The organism is Mycobacterium sp. NGS33 (assembly GCF_059812885.1).
Genome location: NZ_JCALDN010000006.1, coordinates 41,016 through 56,382, shown reverse-complemented (window position 1 = coordinate 56,382; position 15,367 = coordinate 41,016). Strand labels below are relative to the sequence as shown.

The window sequence follows — 15,367 nt, the reverse complement described above, 5'->3', positions numbered from 1 at the left end:
ATGAACGACACCGGATGCGTGGCACTCGTCGACACCACCAGGGACGAACTGCGGGAACGCATCGATGAGGCGCGGAAACGGTTCTATGGGGTGGCTCGCTCCGCGGATCCCCAGGCTCGGCGACGAGGGTTGGATTGGACGGTCCATCAGGTCATCGCCCACGTGCTCTGTGTCGCGCGCCGCTATCAGGCGATCGCCGAGGGGCGGGACTTCCGCCGCGCCCGCTACCCACGCGAGCTCGATCGGATCAACCACGAAGAGATGTTGGCGGCAATGGCACCAATTCCGGAGCTGCTTGACCAACTCTCGGCGCTCGAACCGGTGATAGACGCGTTCTTTGACAGCCTGCCCGATGACTACACGGCTGAGTTTCATTGCGGTGCCATGGTTTCCGGAGTAGTCGTGCAGATCAATTGGCTCTTCGACTTGATCCTGCACGGAGAGGACATCGCGCGATCGGTCGGTGTGCCCTGGGAGATCCGTGAGCGCGACATGTTGCTCCTGCTGCGCGAGGGCCTGGAGGTCGCGCCCGCATACCTCAGTGGGGCGATCGCCCCCACCACCGACATCTGCGTGGCTCTGCAGATCCCTGACGCTCGACCCTACGTGGTGCATGTTCATGACGGCATCGCGGAATCGCGCCCGCGCCGTCCGGGCGACCGGCCGGACGCTGTTGTAAAGGTGCCGGCGTCAACGATGATCACGCTGCTAATCCAACGCATCGGACCGTTCACTGCCGCGCTCCGGGGTCTACGCATCGTCGGGGGAAAACGGCCGTGGAAGGCGCTGAAGCTGCAATCTTGCTTCGAGCCTGTTTAGCCGGGTGCATCCTACGGAAGGACGGATTGATGGCGACGCGCGACGATCACGCCGAATCGGGATCGCGCATAGGCGCGATGACCGATGACCTGTATCAGCTGTATCTACGTGTAATGCGGCGCGTCGGCCACTATCACTGGTTCTCCCTGTTGATGAAACACGCTGGTTCACGAGTCGACCGGGCCTTGATCCGCGCGAGCCGTGGCCGACTGTCGCTAGGTGGACCCCATATGCCAACAATGTTGCTCACGACGCGAGGCAGACGAAGTGGCAAAGAGCGGACCGTTCCCCTGTTCTTTGTCCGCGACGGCAAGAATCTCGTCGCCGTATGCGAGAACTTCGGACTAGAAGCAACATCCAGTTGGCCAAGAAACCTGCTCGCCGACCCCAAGGCGCGCATCGAGATCAACGGCGCCACTACAAACTACCTTGCCCGCCCGGCCACAGAGGAAGAGGTCGCGCACAACATGCCAAGGCTCAACCAGATGTGGCCTGCGCACGACACCTACCTTCAGCGAAGCGGCACGCGTCACGTAATTGTCTTTGAGCCGGTCGATGCTGAGACGTGAAAAATGTTGTGCTTCAAATTGTTACGTGACGTATCGCGACCATGGTTGGGCGGCGAGTTCGGCGTGGCGTTGGGTAACTTGGTAGCTATAGCCGAGCAGTTCAGCCACGAGGGGAGGCGGTATTTCGGCGACCAGGTTCTGGAGCGCCGAGTTGCGTCCGCCTAGAAGGTTGACTCCTAGTTTCCGCAGTCGCAGCATGATCGATTGCGGGTCGAGGTGCGTGCCGGGGCGGTAGCCGGGGAACAGCCACGGGTTGGCCACCATGCCGCCGCCGGTGCGGAGGTTGGGCCGGTTGCGGAGGTGGTGGCTAAGCAGCCCAGCGAAGGGACCTGGGACAGGAATTGGTTCGGCGCCAAGGGATATGCGCATCTCGCGTGGGCTGGATACGACCGCCGTGGTCTTCAACGCCACGATTCTGGTTAGTGGTTGGGCGTAAAGCAGCAGCAGGGTGCCGGCAACACGATAGGGCAGCGATTCCGCTTCGCCGGTGAGGAGTTCTTTAAGCCAGGCCAGGCGCTGCTCTTGGGTCAGCGTGCGGGTGGTCTTGGCTTGTCGATGATCGATGACCACGGTGGTGTTGATCTTGCTTTTCTTGGCCCAGACGAAGAAGGTGCGGATCAGATGGCGTGTGGTGGGCCCGGAAGCGAGGTATTCGTCGACGTCTTGGTGACGGCAGGTGGCCGCGGTGCGGTGATGGGTGGCCTCCAGCCAGGTGAGGAACTTGATCGTCTCGGTGACCTCTTGTTTGGCGGCGCGTTTCGGGCCGTCATTGGCCTGACCGGGCGCGGAGTTGCGGCGTAGCCGGCGCAAGTGGTGCCATGTTGCGAATTGTTCAACGGGCGCTCTCACCGTAGGCGATGCAATGTTGTCGAGCTTGGCGGCCAGCCATGACTCGAAGCGGGCCAGGTGTTCGTCGCGGCGGGGCAGCAGGTCATGGTGTTCAAGCAGGCTGCGCAGGTGCGAGATGTGGCGGCCGCCCCCGGCCGCGTCGAGGCCCTCGTGGGTCAGCGGGATATTGCCGCTTGCGAGCGCCTTCAGGAGGGCCTGGACTGTGGGGGAGCGTTTCCAGGTGAGGATGCTTTCGGGTCGCTCAACGCCACAGAGGATTTCGACGATCGTGGCCATGGCGCCCGGGTCTACCGCGCCCTCGACGATCAAGGGTGTGAGGTCTTCGCGCAGGGCACAGCGTGCGCACTGTCGGCGTCGATACATTTCGCCTTCCGCGCCGCAGTTTCGGCAACGGTGGATGCCGGGGATGCCGGCGCACTTTAGGCATACCGGGCGCTGATCGGCGTGGTTGAGTCGGCCCGGCAGCACCCCGTCGTGTCCGCAGTGCGGGCAGATGCCGTGGGTGCGCATGGCGGTGTAGAAGCAGCTGTTGCAGAGTTGGTCGCCGGGCCAGTACACGCGCAACCGGTTGGCCATGCGCTCGCATCGGCTGCACCGAGATGCTCCGTTGGTGACTCGTGGTCGTCCTCGCGTGGTGGATCGCCGATTGGGATTAATCGGCATCGCGGATCACCCGCGCACGCCGTGGCCGTACCGACTTGTTCAGCTCGACGACGTTGGCGGAGGGCGTGGCGGTTGATGAGGCCGTTTTCTTGCGACGGATGTCGGTCGCGGTGACGGTGATGAGATCTTCGATTCCGCAACCGAAGATGTCACATAGGGCCGCCAAGAGTTGCACCGAAACCCGTTCGGGCCGTTGATGAACCACGCGATACACCTGCGGCCGCGACAGTTGAATGCCGCGCTCGGCCAGGCGGGGGATCAGGTCGGTGCTGTTGTGCATGCCGTGGGCGGCCATGATTTCGGCGAGCCGCCAGGTGTAATCGACTTGGCGTTTCATGAGGTCTCCTCGTCAGCGAGTGCCAGGGCGTCGTGGATGGTGGCGTCCAGTACGCGGCGCAGGGTACGGATGCGGTAGTCGCTGGACACACAGGTGTAAAGCGACGTGGTGCTGGCGTGCTCGTGGCCCAGCTGATGCTGCACGAACATCGGGTCCCAGCCGTCTTCGATCAGATGGGTGGCATACGAACGGCGTAGCGAGTGCAGATCCAGCCCGGGCGAGAATCCGAGAGTGTCGCAATAGCGGCGGAATCGGCGCAGCAGGGTGTCCTCGGCGACGAGCGCTCCACGCTCGCTGGGGAACAGATCGATCCCGTCGTCGATGTAGGGCTGTCCATGAGCGAGCCAGTCGGCGATCACTTCGGGCGTCCAATCGAACACGGTGAGCACGCTGCGGCGTTTGGGTGGCGAGCCCTTCTTGGCCTTGCCGTAGCGCACGTGAACCAGCCCGTAGCGACCGAATTCACGCGCGTGGGGATTGCCGGCGAAGTCTACGGTCTGAAGATGCCGTAGTTCGTTGAACCGCAGCCCGTACGAGTAGGCGAGTTTGAACATCACGGTGTCGCGGTAGGCCGGCAACCAGCCCTTGCGTCCGGAGGCGGCGATCAACGACACCTGGTCGTCGGCATGGTCGAAGAGCTCCTGCAGCTCCTGTTTGGCGAAGGCACGCTTTTGCGGCGCCTGTTCATTGTCTTGGACGTGCGCGGCGGTGTTCCACTCGAAGAACACCTGGGCCGGGTGCGTCCCGAAGCGCTGCTCGCACACCCGATCCCAGCCATAGTCCGGATCGGAGACGTAGGAACAGAACAGCCGTAGCGCGTTTTGGTACCCACGGATCGTTGACTGCCTGCACCTCTGGATTGAGCGCAGATCGCCGAAGAACTCCTCAACCATTGCCGGCGTCCAGGTCCACGGGAACTCATTGGTGTAGGAGAGGAACCGCTCGACAAGCCGGATCCGTTGGTCGATCGTGTCGTGCGCAAGGTTGCGGCACAGTTGCTGGTTGCGCCACCCCTCGAGCATCTCCGACACGGTCTGCGTCTCCGGGTGCAGCAGCGGAACTGAGCCCACAACGTAGAAGCGGCCACTCTTGTCGACAGGCAAAACGGCCTCCAACCCGTCTCATCTGATGAATCATTGATTCGTCTGATGAATCATTACCACATTGCACCAGGTCAACGCCAGGCACTCGCGGCGGCTCGTCGTGCGTGTCACGGTCGGACATCCCGGCATATCCAACCGAACCCACCGCGAAATACTCCAAACCCGCTGCTCGGAGGCGTTTTCCACGCCCGTTCAGGCCGCGGGCCGTGAAGTTGGACGGGGAAAGTGATTGATTCATCTGTTGCAATATGCGGTATTTTACTTGACATAATGTCGCTTATCGGCAAAAACCATGCGAGTTGTATTGGATGAAAGTGCTCGCACCGGTTGATGATTGGCTCATCTACGCAGTTCTCGGCGCTGTTCCGACGCTCCGGTCTTCGAACGAGCCGCTGCGGTAGTTGTGCAGGATGCCGAGGCTGGCGTGTCTTTCTATCACTTAGTGAATGATTCGGGCGTTAGGTGAAAGGCCCGTCCGCCCGGCGTCATAGCCGGCAGCCCACGACCTGCCCCGCCCTGCGCCTAGCCGCCCACAATACGTCACTGTGACGAATTGCATTGGGCGGCGGGGCTTTTGATGCTTCAGATTCGTTCGATCGTCAGCACGATCTCGGATAGCGGCCGACATGGCTGACGAGTTGCCGGGTTCATTCCGCAGGTTTTTGAGGCTCGATGACGTTTCGCTGCTCCGAGCTGACGAGACGGTGCTCGATGCGATGTTTGACGGCTGGCGCGCTCAGCTCGTAACCGCCAAGCCCGAGCGCCGCGGCTCCAGCCACTGCTGCCGTGCCTCCGAGAACCGTCTGCCGAGCAATCTCCACGGCAGGAGGTTAGCCCATCTTCCTAAGTTTCGCCAGACCGATATACTTAATGTGCTCATGTACTAGCATCCGCGCACATACTCCGTATGAGGCAATATGCGTTGGGATGCGAGTTCTTCCTGGGTAGTTCACACCGCCACGGAAATTGGACGAAGCCGGCCCCGGCCCGATTACATTGGGGCATGATGTAGACTGGCGGCGTGAACACGTCGGACAACGGTATTGACAGGATCGCCGAGAGCGTCCGACAAGCTGCGCTCCTGGCGATGCGCAACCTTCTCAATCGCGATGAACTCAGCGTGTCCGCGATGGAGGTGCTTCACACGTTGAGCGTTGAAGGTCCAACTCGGCTCACGGCGCTCTCCGAGGCCATTCACGTGAGCCAGCCGGCTACGACGCAGCTGATCCAGCGACTCGAGCGTCGCGACCTGGTCGCTCGCGTGGCCGATCCTGAGGACGGCCGCGCAACCATCGTCGACGTCACTGAGAGTGCACGAGATCTGTTGCGCAGGCTGCGCAGCGAAGACAACGAAAAGCTCGCCACCCTTCTCGCGACACTCCCCGGGAGCGATCAAGAGGCGCTACGGCTCGCCTTGTACGTCGCCGGCCCGATCATTCAACGACTGAACGAGAATGCCGCGCTCCTCGCACTGGCCACTACCGGGCCCGCGATGAGCAGATGAACCGAAACTAACCGACCTAGCGACCGCACGCACAGCTCGGTCACTGCGGTCATGGGGCCCCGAGAGGGATCCACTGAAGGGAAGAACAATGACCAATCTGCTTGTCCTCGGAGGCAGCGGACGCACCGGGGTCCATGTACTCGCGTACGCCGCCGCGCGCGGTCACCGCGTACGGGCTCTGGTGCGCAACCCCGACGTCGTCCAGGCTCCCGCTGGAGTGGAACTCATTGCGGGTACGCCGTCCAACATCGATGACATTCGCAAGGCCGCCCAGGGCACCGAGGCGGTGATCAGCACCCTCAACAATGCGCGCGCATCGGACAATCCCTGGGCCAAGCCCGTCAGCCCGCCGATGTTCATGACCGACGCAACCTGCAACGTCCTAACCGTGATGGGCGAGCAGAACATCGGCCGGATCGTCATCACTTCGACGATGGGCGCGGGCGACGACTGGGCCCGCATCAACCCGATGTTCAAGTTCCTCGTCAATATCTCCAACATATCAAGGTCGGCTTCGTCGATCACACCGGTGTCGACAAGCTCGTGCGCATCTCCGATACCGACTGGACTCTCGCCAGGGCAGTCGCCCTTACCGACAAGCCGGCCAGCGGGTCCGTGCGGGCCGCGGAAGCAGGCACCGATAAGCCCGGCATGCGGATCACCCGCGCCGACCTCGCCGCGTTTCTCGTCGACACCGTCGAGGACGGCACTTGGATCCGCCAGGCACCGATCGTTTGGAGTTCGTGATGCGCGCCCCTATGACATCAGTGAAGTCGTCAACCGCTGTCGTGGTGGCAGCCATCGCGTTGGCCTCTGCATGCTCTCCGGCACCCAGTAAAGCGCCTCAATCCGCAGGTTCCGCGACGCCCAGTATTTCCGCAGCGCCCGGTATCAAGGATCTTGGGGCGGTGCCGCAGACACAGCTGGCGCCGCCGCCGCTGAACGTCACGGTGAACCAGCCGGATGGCGGTTCGGGTTTAGTGTTCATCAATGGTGGCGAACCGGGGGCGGCGAATCTGTTCGGCACCGGGAACACCGGAATCCCGTCAGGCCCGGAAATCCTGGATAAAAAAGGGCGGCCGGTGTGGTTTTTGCAGATCCCCGGCGACCAGGATGCCGTGAATTTCCAGCCGCAGACCTATCAAGGTAAACCGGTGCTGACGTGGTTCCAGGGCGACAAGCTGGCCGGTGCCGATTACATCGCCGATACGAACTACAACATCATCAAGAAGATCACCACAGAGGACGCCCCGTCGGATCTTCATGAGTTTCGGCTTACCCCAGATGGGCATGCGCTGATCACATCGGTGAAGGAGGTCGATGCCGACCTGTCTGGTATCGGCGGGCCCAAAACCGGGAAAATCGCCGACAGCTTTGTCAACGTTGTCGATGTTGCTTCGGGAAAGACGGTGCTCGAGTGGGATTCGGCGCAGCACCTTCCAGTGACCGATAGTGTGCTTAATTACACTCAGCTGCAGGGCATTCCGGGTGAAGGGGTGCTTCCGCTGCATGTCAATTCGATTGCCCCCGACCCAGATGGAAATATGCTGGTGTCGGTGCGTTCGGCCAATGAGCTGGTCGATGTGAATCCGCAAACCGGCGCGATCAACTGGAAACTGGGCGGGAAAAATTCGGATTTCAAACTCGGCCCAGGGGTGGACTTCGCCGGACAGCATGACCCGACATTCGTGGACGAGAACACGATCATGCTGTTCAACAACAACGTCGATCTGGGTGGAACACGCCATGGCCCTTCGAGCATCATGTGGATCCGGCTGGACCGGCAGGCCAAGACCGCAACCCTGTTGCGGAACTGGGTCCAGCCCGAACCGGTAGACACCTTCACCCAAGGCAGCGCGCAAGCACTTGCCGACGGCAACACGTTCAGCGGCTGGGGCGACGCTAACCACATCACCGAATTTGCCCCCGACGGACGCATCCTGTGGAATGCCACCCAGCCCAAAACCTCGACGCAACACGTCGGCACTGGCCCCAAAGCATTGGCAGTCGGGGATGGGACATACCGCGCGTTTTTGCAGCAATGGAGCGGGCATCCCACCCAGAAGCCCGAGCTGACCATGTCCAACGACAACGGCCAACCCATCGTGCACGCGGTGTGGAACGGCGCCACCGACGTCACCCAGTGGCGGGTCCTGTCCGGCCCCTCGCCTGACAAGCTCACGCCACTGGCAACCACCGACTGGAACGGCCTGAACACCCCGGTGGCACTGCCCGCAGGCACTGCCACCTCCGGCAATTACTTCACGATCGAGGCCCTAGACAAAAACGGCGCCACCATCGCCGCCAGTGACCCCATGAAAGCCTGACCCAAGCGAGCTTCCCGGGAAGCGTTGGCTGCCGAGAAGTTTCGGCGGACAACAGTTCCATTCACAGGCACGACGCTGGTGAGGAACACGCCGCTGACTGACCCCGACGGGCCGGGCGATACCCTGCCCGTTACGGTCACGCGGCGACTGTTCGGCGACAGGACAGGGCCGCGCGCTTTCGTCACTGTGACACTTCTCCCCTGTTTCGGTAACAGGAAAGTCACTGCCGCACTGGGTTTTTGCCCGAACACGTCACACGCGGTCAAACGCCGCGAGCACTTGGGCGCCCGGAGACCGTGTAGTGGTCTGACCTGATGCAACTCTCTTGGTGGCGGCCCTGCACATCAACGTGGACAACTCGCACCTGTCGAGCACGCACCGCTACCAGTTGGCAATTCGCAGCTCACGCCTCCCAGGGATCAATACGTCGCAGTGACGAATTGCCGTCCACCGCAGGCACTTTGGAGATGCCACCCACAGGGTTTTACGAACGGACGCTCGACGCTGTCCAGCACTGGGCAAGCCGCCTACAGGGCAACGGTTCCCAACACCCGGGGGTCGGTGTGGGTGGGTAGAGCCCCGGACACGCCATCCCCCCTTCCCCGCCCCTGGCCCTCAATACGTCACTGTGACGAATAGTGTTGTGGCGCAGGGTTATTGGAGTGCGGCGTTACCGGGTGTTAGTTCGGCTTGTGCCCCCACGCGTGCGGCGATGGGTGTCGGTCGACCAGAGGTGGCCGCAATCCGAGCACTGCAGATGCACCAGGGTGCCCTTGTTGCTCAGGAGGTACTGCCAGTGCGTATCGCAATTGCGACTGCTTCGGCAATCACCACACTTGGCGCCGTGATCGCAGCGCGGGCACGCCAACCATGCGCGGCGGCCGCGATCCGCGGTCGGATCAATCGGTAGCACGAGCGGCCGTCCGTTCGGGCAGGACGCCGGCGCGGACCAACTCGTCGTAGACCCGCTGCTGCTCCTCGTCGAGATTCGAGTACAGCATGTCGTACGCCTGCTCTTCCTCGGTCAGGACGGCGATGGGATCCCAGTCGTCACCCATCGCTTCGACCATGGCGCTGCGCCTACGCGCCTCGTCGAGGGTCAGGTCATAGGCAAAGTCGAGGTCGGCCATCGCGCTCCCAGCCATTAGATATGCAAACGAAGGGCCAGGATGACCCCAATGACGCCGCCCGGTCTATGACCTAGGTCACCGTTGCCGGTTGAGGTTCGTCACACTCTGTGCTGACCACCGACGATTCGGAGGCGGCGGATCGACACGACGGCGACCAGACCGGGGCTGGCTGTCGCAACCCTGGAAGGGGTCTGCCGACCCCCCACTTTCCCTCCCCGCCCATCGGCCGCAATACGTCACTGTGACGAATACCCTTGCAGAGCAGCGCTTTTGACGACCCCCTGTCATGTGGTGTGCGGCGGAAAGTACATCTCCTGCTTTACCGTGCACACCAATTCGCCGTTGCGGTTGAACATCGTCCCACTCGCCAGCGCCAGGGACCCGGCGCTGCTCGGTGACGACCGATCGTAGAGAAGCCAGTCCGACAGCGCGGCCGGCGCGTGGAACCACACCGAATGATCACGCTGAGCAGATGCCCCGACCCCGCCGCGTGCCGCATGCGCCGGCTCGGTCAACGTCACCGCCGACAGATAGGCCACCAGGCTGGCGGTCAGCGGCGCATCATCAGGAACCTCGCCATCGGGTCGCCACCACATCGGCGCCCGAGCGGGTGGCGTGACCTCCGAGTCGATGATCCGGCGCTCGAACCAGCGCAGGCTCGACCACCGCCCCGGCGCGCTCTCGTCGGACTCCGCCAAATGCGGCGCAACCCATGGCAGGGACTCCGGGCTGGCAGCCGCCGGCATGGGTGGTTGGTAGGCGACCCGCGTGGGCGCGGAATCGGCGACTTTGAACGACGACATCGCTTCCATCAGGATCTTGCCGTCCTGGCGCGCGGTGACCCGTCGCGCCGAAAACGTCCGGCCTTCCTGGAGGTCGACGACCTCGAAGTCCACCGGCCGGCGCGAATCGCCGGGCCGCAGGAAGTACGTGTGGACGCTGTGCGGAGTGCGGCCCGGCGCGGTGGGGCTTGCCGCCAACAAAGCCTGGGCGGAGATATGGCCGCCGAGAATATGGTTGGCGGGTGCGGGTAGTTGCTGCCCGACGAAGACCCACTGGTCTACCCTCTCGAGCTCCAAGGTGGCGAGCACGTCGCCCAGCGAAGATGACATCGCCACGTATCTTGCCGGATCGCTTCTCACGCGCCGAGTCGCCGGTACCTCTGCAGCCGCCGTAAAGCCTGCGCCGACGCCGGCCCGGACGACGGCCGCAGCGCCTTGTCGAGTCGCCCACGGACGCCGTCGATGTCGAGATGCATCCCGATCGCCACCAGACAATTGGCCGCGGCCCCCGGTGGCGCCTTGTCGATATCGATCGCACCGCCCACCAGGTTGACGACGTAGTCGCGGACGGTCGCGCGCTGGCGCACCGCCACAACGCCTTTCATCCTGAACACCTGCGGCGGCGGATCTTCGAGAAGATCGAACAGGGCATCGGGGTCGACGCAGCCCGTGCTGCAGGCCGTGACGGCGTCGGCATGGACGTGGTCATGGTCGTGCTCGGGCTCCAAATCCAGAAACGACAGCTGCCCGGCCTGGCCGGGCGCGGACGGGTCGAAGAGCAGCTCCGGATCTATCCGGCCGGCCGAAGTGCCCACGACATGTACACGCGGATTGCGTTGCGCCGCACGTTGTGTGACGCGTTGCACCACCGCCGACCGCTCATCCTCGGGAATTCGGTCGAGCTTGTTGACCACAATCAGCGAGGCCGCACCGTAGCGCACCGGCGGCAGTGTGCCGCAATCCACGGTGTCGAAATGGTTCACGGCGTCCACAACGTCGACGAGTCCGCCCGCACGCACGCCGCGGATCTCACTGAACCCGATGATCCGGGCGATCGCCACCGGGTCGGCCAGCCCGCTGGCCTCGACGACGATGGCATCGAGGCCCCGGGCCGGGTCGGCGAGCTTGATCAGCGCCTCATCGAGCCCGCCGTCGTCGGGCAGGCAACAGATGCATCCTCCGGCGATGGAGGCCGGCTCGTCGACCTGGCCCGCCACCAGACCGGCGTCGATATTGATATCGCCGAAGTCGTTGACCACCACGCCGATCCGGGCGCCAGGGTGCCGTAGCAGGTGGTTGAGCAGCGTCGTCTTACCGGCTCCGAGATGACCGGTGAGCGCGATGACGGGTATCGCAGCCAAGCGCTCGCCCTCCACATCGACACCCGGACACCCGATGCTAACGGGCGTGCGCAGTGCATGTGGACGCGGTACGGCTCTCCCCATTCACGGGATCAGGCGGCATCGCGGACAATGGCATACGAAGATCTGTCCGCATTTACAGAATATTGGCAGCATTTTGTCCGTATTTGCGGCTAGTTCTGACCTTAGACTCACTGCTTGCGGCTCACAGCTCGGCCTTGTGTCCGCGTTTGATCGTGCAGCTTCTGGGTGGCAGGTGCGCTCCGGGCGAAAGGAGCAGGCGGTGGTGGTTCCCCTCCTTGATGAGACGTGGGCGCGACGGCCGGACCGGACGGGCCGGCGATGACCGCGCCGATGTGGATGGCGTTTCCGCCGGAGATCCACTCAGCTCTGCTTTCCAGCGGACCCGGGCCCGGGCCGCTGCTGGCCACCGCAAGCGCCTGGGATTCGTTGAGCGCCGAATACACCTCAGCGGCCGCCGAACTCACAATCCTGCTCGGTGACGTCCAAGCCGGCGTCTGGGAAGGGCCGACCGCGTCGGAATATGCGAGCGCGCACGAGCCTTACCTCGCATGGTTGATGCAGGCCGGCGCCGACAGCGCCGCCATGTCGACCGCGCAAGAGACCATCGCAATCGCATATACGACTGCGCTTGCCGCGATGCCGACCCTGGGTGAATTGGCCGCCAACCACGCACTTCACGCGGTGTTGGTATCGACAAACTTCTTCGGGGTCAACACCATTCCGATCGCAATCAACGAGGCCGACTACTCGCGCATGTGGGTGCAAGCCGCCACCACCATGACTACTTATCAGGCCGTCTCGACGACGACCGTCGCCGCCAGCCCGCAGGCGGTGGCGGCACCGCAGATCATGAATGCCGACATGAGTTCCGGCGCAATGAATTCCGGGTCCGGCATGAGCGGCGGATCAAGCATGGGCGGGAATCCCTACATCATGGGGACCTCATTGCCACAAAACCTCCAGGAGTGGCTTGAAGCGCTCTTTCCGTTCAACCCGTTCTCCCCCGAGGGCTGGTCGATGCATCCCAGTTTGTCGATGTTCCTCTCACGCGTGGAAACCCTGATCCCGATGTATGCGCACAACCCCTCGCAACTGCTCGAGACGATCGTGATGCTCGCGCTCCAATTCGTGATTCATCGAACGCTCGTGTTCATCAATCTCCTTCTCTTCAACCCGGTGGGCTTGCTGAGCTTTTTTCTGAGCAACCCGATTTACACCCTGGGGTTGGCCGCCCCGGTTCTGGCTGTTCCCGCGGGAGCGGCCGGCGGCTTGGCGGGCTTGGCAGGCCTGGCCGCAACGGTGCCGGCGCCCGCTGTTACGCCAATTCCGGCGCCGCCAACCATAATTCCCATCCCCGAGGCACTTCCGACCCCTGCCGTCAGCGCCGCACCCGCCACGAGTTCGGCGCCGCTGCATGTCGCGACGCCGGCGCCGGGAACAGTGACCGCCGCAAGCGGCCCGCCGACTCCGCCGCCGTCGCTCCTAGGGCCAGACAGTGCCATCTCCGCGCAGGACTTCGTTTCGCCGTACTTAGTTGGTGTACTCAGCGGGGCGGTCGAGTCGAAACTCGGCGATAAATCGCGGCAGCCCGCAGCGGCCGCCGCAACCGCCGCGTCGGCCGCTGCGACACCGGCCGCGGCCAAGCAGGAGACTCGCCGACGTCGGCGAAGCGCGCCTGAGCGCATTGACCGCGGTTATCGCTACGAATTCCTTGACCTGGATGCCGAACCGGATCCGAACACCCCGTCGGCGGCTGCCGGACAGGCCCGTTGCTCGACGGCATCCGGCCAGGGCACTGCACCGCTGGGACGCACTGCCACCGGGACGGACACAGTGCAGCGTGCGGCGGGGCTGAGTAGGTTAACCGGCGAATTCGGCGGCACGACGACCGTCCCGATGATGCCCAGCAATTGGCACAGGTGAGCCCGGCGGTGGCCGGGCGAGCATAACAGAGCAGTTGCTCTGTTATAGTGGCCGCATGCCACGCCCACGTGTCCACGATCGCGATGTGGTCCTCGATGCCGTCGAGGACCTGGTGGCTCGATCGGGCCCAACCGCGGTGACCATCCGCGCGATCAGCGCGGCGGTGGGTATGTCCAACGGCGCCGTGTACCACACGTTTACATCGCGGGCCGGCCTGATGGGCCAGGCTTGGCTGCGGGCGGGTCAGCGCTTTTTGGCGGTGCAGACCTCGTTGGCCGACGAAGCAATTGCCGGCAGCGGCCCCGTCGAGGCCATGGTGGCCGCCGCCGACGCGGCCGTGGTGTTCACCGAGCGGTATCCCGGTTCGTCGACGCTGGTGCTGCGCGTGCGCCGCGAGGAGGTGCTCGCCGATGACGTGCCCGCAGATGTCGCCGACGAGCTGCGGCGTCTGGACCAACTTCTCGTCGCGCTGATGGTGCGGCTTGCCATCGCGGTCTGGGACCGCAAGGACGCGGCGGCGGTGGACACGATAACGAGCTGTGTCGTCGACCTGCCCACCGCGCTGCTGCTGCGCCGCAACCGGCTCGGGAGCCCCACCGCACGCGCGCAGCTGCACGCGGCCGTGCGCGCCGTGCTGGCGGTGGGACCGGCACCACGACAGCGCCGTGGCTGACGAATCTTTCTATTTACCAACCTGACTCAGGAGGAAGTACATGACAGTGAGACTGGAATACGCTGACAAGATCGCGATCATCCGGCTGGGTGAGGACGAGAACCGTTTCTCCCCTGCGTTTCTGGACGACATCGATGATGCGCTCAACCAAGCCGTCTCCGACGGCGCGCAGGGGCTGGTCACCACCGCCGGCGGAAAGTTCTACTCCAACGGCCTGGATCTGGAATGGCTGGGCGCTCATACCGATCAGGGGCAGTGGTACATCGGCCGGGTGCACCGACTGCTGGCACGGATGCTGACCCTGCCCCTACCCACCGCGGCCGCGGTGGTGGGTCACGCGTTCGGCGCCGGCGCGATGCTGGCCGTCGCGCACGACTTTCGCGTGATGCGCGCCGACCGCGGCTACTTCTGTTTTCCCGAGGTGGACATCCGCATCCCGTTCAACCCCGGCATGGCCGCGCTCATCCAAGCCAAGCTCACGCCCCGCGCCGCCGTCGCCTCCATGACCACCGGCCGACGCTTCAGTGGTGCCGAGGCAGAAGAATTCGGCATCGTCGACGCCGCCTGCCCCGAGCGTGCGGTCACCGACACCGCCGTCGACATGCTGCGACCGCTGCACGGCAAGGATCCGGGCACGCTGGGCGCGGTCAAACAGACGATGTTCGATCACGTGGTGCGCGCCCTGGTCGATGACGAGGACGGAGCGACATCATGACCGGAGGGAACCCCGTCACCGCACCCGGTGCCATCCTCGGAATCTGGAACAGGCTGCAGCGCTTGCCTTTCGGCAACAAGATATTCAGCTGGGCAGTGTGTTTGAAGGCGCCATACTTCGCCAGCGTGCACCCCACCATCACGGTGTTGCGGCCGAGGCGCTGCGAAGTGCGTGCACCGAACCGCCGAGGCAGTCACAACCACCTGGGTACCTATCACGCGATCGCGTCATGCAATCTTGCCGAATTGGCCGCCGGCATGATGACCGAGGCCACCCTGCCGAAATCCCACCGCTGGATCCCGGTGGGAATGACCGTCGAGTACCTGGCCAAGGCGGACACCGACATGCACGCCACCGCATCGGTGGATTCCATGCCGGAGTTCGGCGATGAGCCCACCACGCTGGTCGTACCTGTGCAGGTCAGCATGGCCGACGGAACCCTGGCGGTGCGCGCGGAAATCACCATGCACATCTCACCGCGGCCGTCCCGGCCCAGCTGATCCGCCGTCCAACCCCCGTTCGCATTTCCGCCTTGGACACCAAGGCCGTTCCTGTATGGTCAGCGATGTCTGCCGGCGCGAGGGAACA

The 15,367-nt window shown here is 63.8% G+C and carries 16 protein-coding genes and 1 pseudogene; 11 read left to right on the top strand and 6 right to left on the bottom strand.

Annotated elements, in window-relative coordinates; all coding sequences use genetic code 11:
• Entirely contained in the window at positions 1-819 is an 819-nt protein-coding gene (locus AC5Y5B_RS13300; protein WP_500005558.1) for a maleylpyruvate isomerase N-terminal domain-containing protein, read from the top strand.
• Between the two features lie 29 nt (positions 820-848).
• Positions 849-1,388 (top strand): nitroreductase/quinone reductase family protein, encoded by a 540-nt coding sequence (locus tag AC5Y5B_RS13295; RefSeq protein WP_205869009.1) that lies wholly within the window; start codon positions 849-851, stop codon positions 1,386-1,388.
• A 21-nt stretch (positions 1,389-1,409) separates the two neighbouring features.
• Here the strand turns inward: AC5Y5B_RS13295 and AC5Y5B_RS13290 are convergent, their stop codons facing one another.
• From AC5Y5B_RS13290 to AC5Y5B_RS13280, 3 genes are all read right to left on the bottom strand, one after another.
• Positions 1,410-2,813: a site-specific integrase gene (locus AC5Y5B_RS13290; RefSeq protein WP_500005557.1), complete on the bottom strand. Its 1,404-nt coding sequence runs from the start codon at positions 2,811-2,813 to the stop codon at positions 1,410-1,412.
• Between the two features lie 76 nt (positions 2,814-2,889).
• On the bottom strand, positions 2,890-3,237 hold the full coding sequence (locus AC5Y5B_RS13285; RefSeq protein WP_112631364.1) for a helix-turn-helix domain-containing protein: 348 nt from the start codon (positions 3,235-3,237) through the stop codon (positions 2,890-2,892).
• The gene (locus AC5Y5B_RS13280) at positions 3,234-4,340 is read right to left on the bottom strand and encodes a tyrosine-type recombinase/integrase (RefSeq protein ID WP_205869007.1); all 1,107 of its coding nucleotides are present in this window, start codon (positions 4,338-4,340) and stop codon (positions 3,234-3,236) included. Before AC5Y5B_RS13280 ends, AC5Y5B_RS13285 begins: the two co-directional genes overlap by 4 nt.
• 626 nt (positions 4,341-4,966) lie before the next feature.
• Here AC5Y5B_RS13280 and AC5Y5B_RS13275 point away from each other — a divergent pair.
• From AC5Y5B_RS13275 to AC5Y5B_RS13255, 5 genes and pseudogenes are all read left to right on the top strand, one after another.
• On the top strand, positions 4,967-5,227 hold the full coding sequence (locus AC5Y5B_RS13275; protein ID WP_500005556.1) for a hypothetical protein: 261 nt from the start codon (positions 4,967-4,969) through the stop codon (positions 5,225-5,227).
• Between the two features lie 134 nt (positions 5,228-5,361).
• A complete protein-coding gene (locus AC5Y5B_RS13270) occupies positions 5,362-5,844 on the top strand; it encodes a MarR family winged helix-turn-helix transcriptional regulator (RefSeq protein WP_500005555.1) in 483 nt (160 codons plus the stop codon).
• An 88-nt stretch (positions 5,845-5,932) separates the two neighbouring features.
• A pseudogene (locus tag AC5Y5B_RS13265) lies at positions 5,933-6,244 on the top strand (NAD(P)H-binding protein); the annotation flags it as partial.
• 143 nt (positions 6,245-6,387) lie between these two features.
• Positions 6,388-6,591, top strand: coding sequence for an NAD(P)H-binding protein (locus AC5Y5B_RS13260; RefSeq protein ID WP_500005647.1), 204 nt, complete (start codon positions 6,388-6,390; stop codon positions 6,589-6,591).
• 161 nt (positions 6,592-6,752) lie between these two features.
• Positions 6,753-8,171 carry an arylsulfotransferase family protein gene (locus tag AC5Y5B_RS13255; protein ID WP_500005554.1) on the top strand — a complete coding sequence of 473 codons (1,419 nt, stop codon included), beginning with the start codon at positions 6,753-6,755 and terminating at the stop codon, positions 8,169-8,171.
• A gap of 899 nt (positions 8,172-9,070) precedes the next feature.
• Here AC5Y5B_RS13255 and AC5Y5B_RS13250 read toward each other — a convergent pair.
• The 3 genes from AC5Y5B_RS13250 to AC5Y5B_RS13240 all read right to left on the bottom strand — a co-directional run bounded on the left by AC5Y5B_RS13250 (position 9,071) and on the right by AC5Y5B_RS13240 (position 11,444).
• A complete protein-coding gene (locus AC5Y5B_RS13250; RefSeq protein ID WP_254849927.1) occupies positions 9,071-9,301 on the bottom strand; it encodes a DUF6400 family protein in 231 nt (76 codons plus the stop codon).
• Positions 9,302-9,585: 284 nt separating this feature from the next.
• Complete coding sequence (locus tag AC5Y5B_RS13245) at positions 9,586-10,413, bottom strand: acyl-CoA thioesterase (protein WP_500005553.1); 828 nt, start codon at positions 10,411-10,413, stop codon at positions 9,586-9,588.
• A 26-nt stretch (positions 10,414-10,439) separates the two neighbouring features.
• Positions 10,440-11,444 carry a CobW family GTP-binding protein gene (locus tag AC5Y5B_RS13240; protein ID WP_500005552.1) on the bottom strand — a complete coding sequence of 335 codons (1,005 nt, stop codon included), beginning with the start codon at positions 11,442-11,444 and terminating at the stop codon, positions 10,440-10,442.
• A gap of 342 nt (positions 11,445-11,786) precedes the next feature.
• Between AC5Y5B_RS13240 and AC5Y5B_RS13235 the strand changes: the two genes are divergently transcribed.
• From AC5Y5B_RS13235 to AC5Y5B_RS13220, 4 genes are read left to right on the top strand one after another with little or no spacing between them, the layout of a single operon-like run.
• Positions 11,787-13,391 (top strand): PPE family protein, encoded by a 1,605-nt coding sequence (locus tag AC5Y5B_RS13235; RefSeq protein WP_500005551.1) that lies wholly within the window; start codon positions 11,787-11,789, stop codon positions 13,389-13,391.
• Positions 13,392-13,446: 55 nt separating this feature from the next.
• The gene (locus AC5Y5B_RS13230) at positions 13,447-14,064 is read left to right on the top strand and encodes a TetR/AcrR family transcriptional regulator (protein WP_500005550.1); all 618 of its coding nucleotides are present in this window, start codon (positions 13,447-13,449) and stop codon (positions 14,062-14,064) included.
• A 40-nt stretch (positions 14,065-14,104) separates the two neighbouring features.
• The gene (locus AC5Y5B_RS13225; protein WP_500005549.1) at positions 14,105-14,779 is read left to right on the top strand and encodes an enoyl-CoA hydratase-related protein; all 675 of its coding nucleotides are present in this window, start codon (positions 14,105-14,107) and stop codon (positions 14,777-14,779) included.
• Complete coding sequence (locus AC5Y5B_RS13220; RefSeq protein ID WP_044485780.1) at positions 14,776-15,279, top strand: hotdog fold domain-containing protein; 504 nt, start codon at positions 14,776-14,778, stop codon at positions 15,277-15,279. Before AC5Y5B_RS13225 ends, AC5Y5B_RS13220 begins: the two co-directional genes overlap by 4 nt.
• Positions 15,280-15,367: the final 88 nt, after the last annotated feature.

Coding starts and splice junctions, on each gene's coding strand:
- AC5Y5B_RS13230 (WP_500005550.1), top strand. CDS start 13,447: ATGCCACGCCCACGTGTCCACGATCGCGATGTGGTCCTCGATGCCGTC.
- AC5Y5B_RS13250 (WP_254849927.1), bottom strand. CDS start 9,301: ATGGCCGACCTCGACTTTGCCTATGACCTGACCCTCGACGAGGCGCGT.
- AC5Y5B_RS13300 (WP_500005558.1), top strand. CDS start 1: ATGAACGACACCGGATGCGTGGCACTCGTCGACACCACCAGGGACGAA.
- AC5Y5B_RS13295 (WP_205869009.1), top strand. CDS start 849: ATGGCGACGCGCGACGATCACGCCGAATCGGGATCGCGCATAGGCGCG.
- AC5Y5B_RS13245 (WP_500005553.1), bottom strand. CDS start 10,413: ATGTCATCTTCGCTGGGCGACGTGCTCGCCACCTTGGAGCTCGAGAGG.
- AC5Y5B_RS13225 (WP_500005549.1), top strand. CDS start 14,105: ATGACAGTGAGACTGGAATACGCTGACAAGATCGCGATCATCCGGCTG.
- AC5Y5B_RS13220 (WP_044485780.1), top strand. CDS start 14,776: ATGACCGGAGGGAACCCCGTCACCGCACCCGGTGCCATCCTCGGAATC.
- AC5Y5B_RS13290 (WP_500005557.1), bottom strand. CDS start 2,813: ATGGCCAACCGGTTGCGCGTGTACTGGCCCGGCGACCAACTCTGCAAC.
- AC5Y5B_RS13235 (WP_500005551.1), top strand. CDS start 11,787: ATGACCGCGCCGATGTGGATGGCGTTTCCGCCGGAGATCCACTCAGCT.
- AC5Y5B_RS13285 (WP_112631364.1), bottom strand. CDS start 3,237: ATGAAACGCCAAGTCGATTACACCTGGCGGCTCGCCGAAATCATGGCC.
- AC5Y5B_RS13275 (WP_500005556.1), top strand. CDS start 4,967: ATGGCTGACGAGTTGCCGGGTTCATTCCGCAGGTTTTTGAGGCTCGAT.